Source organism: Pseudomonas taiwanensis (assembly GCF_013393345.1).
Classification (GTDB): domain Bacteria; phylum Pseudomonadota; class Gammaproteobacteria; order Pseudomonadales; family Pseudomonadaceae; genus Metapseudomonas; species Metapseudomonas resinovorans_C.
Window position 1 is genome coordinate 1 of sequence record NZ_QJRF01000002.1, and the last position, 471, is coordinate 471.

Sequence of the window (471 nt, forward strand, 5' to 3'; positions counted from 1 at the left end):
AGGCCGAGGAAAGTGCCGACGCCAAACAGGGCACCCACTACAGCAGCACCGCCACCCTGGTGCCGGACGACGCCGAATGGCGCGCCACGCCGCTGCCCAAGCCGCGCATCGACGGCCCGCAGCAGGCAACCGTGGTCGGCCCGCCAGGCGAGGAAATCTACTGCGACGAGTTCGGCCGGGTGAAGGTGCAGTTCCCGTGGGACCGCGAGGGCAGCAACGACGAACACAGCTCCTGCTGGATTCGCGTTTCGCAGAACTGGGCGGGCGCGACCTGGGGCCTCGTGGCCATCCCGCGCATCGGCCAGGAAGTCATCGTCTCCAACTTCGATGGCGACCCGGACCAGCCGGTGATTACCGGCCGGACCTACAACGCCCACCAGCGACCGCCGTACGAGCTGCCGGCGCACAAGACGCGGATGTCTCTCAAGAGCCAGACCCACAAGGGCAGCGGCTTCAACGAATTGCGCTACG

1 protein-coding gene is annotated in these 471 nt (G+C 67.5%); it reads left to right on the forward strand.

Annotated elements, in window-relative coordinates; genetic code table 11:
• Window positions 1–471: type VI secretion system tip protein TssI/VgrG (gene tssI, locus DM872_RS00010; protein ID WP_179057552.1), on the forward strand; the 471-nt coding region annotated here is incomplete at both ends.